This window comes from Rhizobium sp. SEMIA 4085 (assembly GCF_013004495.1).
Taxonomy (GTDB): Bacteria; Pseudomonadota; Alphaproteobacteria; order Rhizobiales; family Rhizobiaceae; genus Rhizobium; species Rhizobium gallicum.
This window is the reverse complement of the sequence record NZ_JABEPH010000490.1, coordinates 1-3,468: the sequence shown is the minus strand read 5'-3', so window position 1 is coordinate 3,468 and position 3,468 is coordinate 1. Positions and strand designations below refer to the sequence as shown.

Annotated in this window: 3 protein-coding genes and 1 pseudogene; 1 reads left to right on the top strand and 3 read right to left on the bottom strand. The window is 63.6% G+C overall.

Going from position 1 to position 3,468, the window contains the following annotated elements; translation table 11 throughout:
- A pseudogene (locus C9413_RS29705) lies at positions 1 to 666 on the top strand (hypothetical protein); the annotation flags it as partial.
- A gap of 5 nt (positions 667 to 671) precedes the next feature.
- Here C9413_RS29705 and C9413_RS29700 read toward each other — a convergent pair.
- From C9413_RS29700 to C9413_RS29690, 3 genes are all read right to left on the bottom strand, one after another.
- Complete coding sequence (locus C9413_RS29700; RefSeq protein ID WP_039844345.1) at positions 672 to 1,028, bottom strand: DUF1491 family protein; 357 nt, start codon at positions 1,026 to 1,028, stop codon at positions 672 to 674.
- 37 nt (positions 1,029 to 1,065) lie between these two features.
- The gene (locus tag C9413_RS29695; protein WP_039844344.1) at positions 1,066 to 2,502 is read right to left on the bottom strand and encodes a methyl-accepting chemotaxis protein; all 1,437 of its coding nucleotides are present in this window, start codon (positions 2,500 to 2,502) and stop codon (positions 1,066 to 1,068) included.
- Positions 2,503 to 2,620: 118 nt separating this feature from the next.
- Complete coding sequence (locus C9413_RS29690) at positions 2,621 to 3,193, bottom strand: TetR/AcrR family transcriptional regulator (RefSeq protein WP_039844343.1); 573 nt, start codon at positions 3,191 to 3,193, stop codon at positions 2,621 to 2,623.
- Positions 3,194 to 3,468 lie beyond the last annotated feature (275 nt).

Sequence of the window (3,468 nt, the reverse complement as noted above, 5' to 3'; positions counted from 1 at the left end):
CCCGGTGCCCCAATGCGCACGGAACGGCTGTGCGCCACGGACACCTCGCATCCCGCCAAGCCGCCGCCGGCGGCCGTGGCCGAAGCGCAGCCCCCCCAGCCGCCCGAGCCCACGAGGGAGGCGGCCGATTTCGTCGAGCGCCTTGCCCGCGAAGAGGCGATGCGCGAACGGATCAAGGGGCTAGCACGACATCTCGGACGTAATGACAGCAACCGCCTCGGCCTGCGCACGCTGTCCGACATCCAGGAGGCGCTGCTCGTCCGCTTTGCCCGCGCACGGGAGGCCGGGTCCTTCGCAACGGCGCTTGCCGACGCGCTTTCGGCCAGCCGCTGGCTTGCCGAGCGCATCATGCTCGATCTCTCCGGCCAGCAGCTCGCAACGACCCTGACCAGCCTCGGCATGGGCTTTCTCGACGCCGTTTTCGTGCTGGAGAGGCTGTATCCGCATCTTTCCGAGCCGCAGCACAACGTGACTCGCGCCTGGATGGTGCTGGATGCGCTCGATCCGGACGAATGCCATCAGCGGGTCGAAGCCTGGCGTCGCGCCGACAGCTATACCTATAAACCGGAAGACCAGGTGCGGGGGGAGCAATCCGCCGCTTCCGCCCCGCGCGCCGTGCGCCAGGAGCCGCCGGCACGCGATATCCGCATCGTCGGCCGCCGGTAAGAACTTCAAAGGGGGTTCTGCCGCTCGTCGGCCAGCGGCACGATCTCCGCGACGTCGTCGGCTTCGAGCTCGACGATCCAGAGATCCGGATCGAACTTCCGCTCGCGGTCGAGCAGTTCGCGCACCTTCTCGGCCTCCGCTTTCTCAAGCCTGATTTCAAAAAGACGCATGCCGCTCTCCTCCACATCGAAGACGCTTTGCGGGGCAGGCGCGTAGAGCGTTTCGAACCCGTCGCGGAAATGCTGGCGGATGAAGATGGCACCCGCCTCCTCCGCCCCCTTCTTCTCCACAGCGGCGAAATCGCCCCTGGCAAAAACGCGGCGCAGGAGGGCGGAAACGAAGATGTCGGTACGCAATCTCATCTGCGCGGTATAGACCGGCGGAGTGCGGGCGGCAACGCTAGACCTTTACCGCCAGCCTCAGCCCGCCCCAATGCCGCCCGCGGACGGTGATCGGGGCGGAGATGTCCTTCATCATCACGAAACTGCCGCCGCCCATGTCGCGGCGATAGGTCTGCACGAGGAAAGGTGCTGTGCTTTTTCCCGCGGCAAGGCCGACGCGGTCGTTGAAGATGCGCCGGTTGCGGCAGTTGGCGGTGTTCCACACCGTATCGCCCGGCCGCTGGGGTTCGGAGAATTTCCGGTTGTGCGTCGGCAGATAGCCGTTCTCATCGACCGCCGCGCAAAAGGCGATGCGCTCGTCGCAGGCGGCCACGGGCTCCTGGATCGGCGGCAGCAGGCGGTCGGTGAGTTCCGTGAAAGCCGCCATGAGCTGCACCGGATCGGTCCCCGGGATCGGGCGGTATTGCCGGTTGAACAACGCCTCGAAGCCGATGCGGCCCTCGGCGACGGCATGTTCGAAGACGTCGGAAATCGCGGAGGCCACACCTTGCGCCTTGGCGATCCAGAGGCTGTCTGTCGTTTGCACACCGGCGCTCGCTGTCAACTGCACCAGTTTCTCGGAAAGGCCGACGACGCTGTCGACGCGCTTTGCGGCCTGCTGGAGCTTCACGTTGGAATTCAGCACTTCGGCCGACATCTCGCCGAGCTTGGCGACGAAACCGGCGCATTGCTGGTCGACAGCCTCGGTGGTCCTTGCCATGACCGTGGAGCTGTCGAGGATCTGAGTGATCACATGCTCCATCTTGGTGAATGCGCCGCGCATCGCCTCGGACTTATCCTTGACGCCGGCAGCACTTTCGCGCGCACCGCTGCCTGCCGCCGAGAGACGGTCGATCCTGATGCGCAGCTCGTCCAGCGTTTCCTGGATGGAGCCAGTCGCCTTGGAGGTCTGCAGCGACAGCGCGCGGATTTCCGAGGCGACGACGGCAAAGCCCTTGCCCGCTTCGCCGGCGCGTGCCGCTTCGATTGCGGCGTTGAGCGCCAAAAGGTTCGTCTGCCGCGCGATGGTGCTGATCTCTGCGGCAACCTTGTCGACATCGGCAAGCGATTTGGAGAAGGTATTGATCTCGGCGCTGATCTCCTCGGAGGACTCCACCATATGGCCGATCTCTTCGACCGAGCCCGACAGGCGGCCGGCCGATTCCTTCAACATGTGCCGGGCCTCCGCTGCCGTCCGGTCCGTCTCGTTGAGCGACATGGCAACTGCCCGGTTCGTCTCGGCGATCGAAAGTGCTGTCCGCGTCACATCGTCGAATGCCGTCGCATGGCGCGCCGACATCGCCGCCATGTCCTGGATGGCGCCGGCGATATCGACGAGATCGATGCCGAGCGTGGACGCCTCTTCTGCGAGCCTGGAAAGGACATGGCGCAACGCCTCCGCGCTGTGCCCATCCGGCTCGTCGGCAACCTCCTCCACCGTCTTCAGCGCATACATGACCTCGGCTCCCCCAAGCAAACGAGGAAAGCTTCAGGTAATATGGTTAATAAGTTGCAAACGAAGGCGAGGGCTTAGACTTAGGTTGTAGGGCGCATACCCGAATCGGGGCAATTATCTAGTTCTTGCGCTGCGCATCCGACTTTCTGGTGGTTGCCAAAAGCTCAGACCTCAGCGTCTCTGGATCGGTGATCTTGATCTTATAAAGATGGGCGAGCCAGATGCCGTCGGCAGCCAGGCGCGCGATCTTCAAGTGCGTATCGCCATCCGTCTCATTGTGGCGCTGCGCCCGTTCCTCGACCCAGCTTGCCATGAGATCGCGCAGATACGGATCGGTCAGCGCCGAAATCGTCAGCGGCGCCCACTGGCCGCCCTTGGCGCAGAGATTGTTTTGGAAGACTGAGTTGATATAGGCGCGCGTAAACGCGCCATAGGGCTCGGGGTCCTTGGACATACGGGCATCGATATCGTCATCGATTGCTTCAAGGAGTTCCCCGAAGACGGCGTCGATCAGGTCCTTCTTGCTCGGAAAATGATGGATGAAGCCGCCCTTGGTCACCCCCGCTGCGTCGGATACGGCCTGAACGGTCACGGAGGCAAGCCCTTCCCGCACGGCAAGTTTTGCCGCTTCATCTATCAGGGTCCGCTTGACCAGCTCCGGCTGTTTCCTGCGCCTGTACGAACTTTCCATCGTCTGTCTCTTGCCCCCCAGGCACGCAATCAGGCACGCAATCAGAGCGTGCCGCGCGATGGCAATGTGTGTCGGACAAAATAACATCTGTATTGCCTCGGGCAAATTCTTTTGAGAAGCTTGAGATCGTAACGCAACGGTGACAATGCGTGAGCTGGGCGTGAGCTGGGCGTGAGCTGGGCGTGAGCTGGGCGTGAGCTGGGGGTGAGCTGGGGGTGAGGTGGGGGTGAGGGGGGGTTGAGGGCGGGGCGCAGGATGCGAGGGTGTGGAGGGCG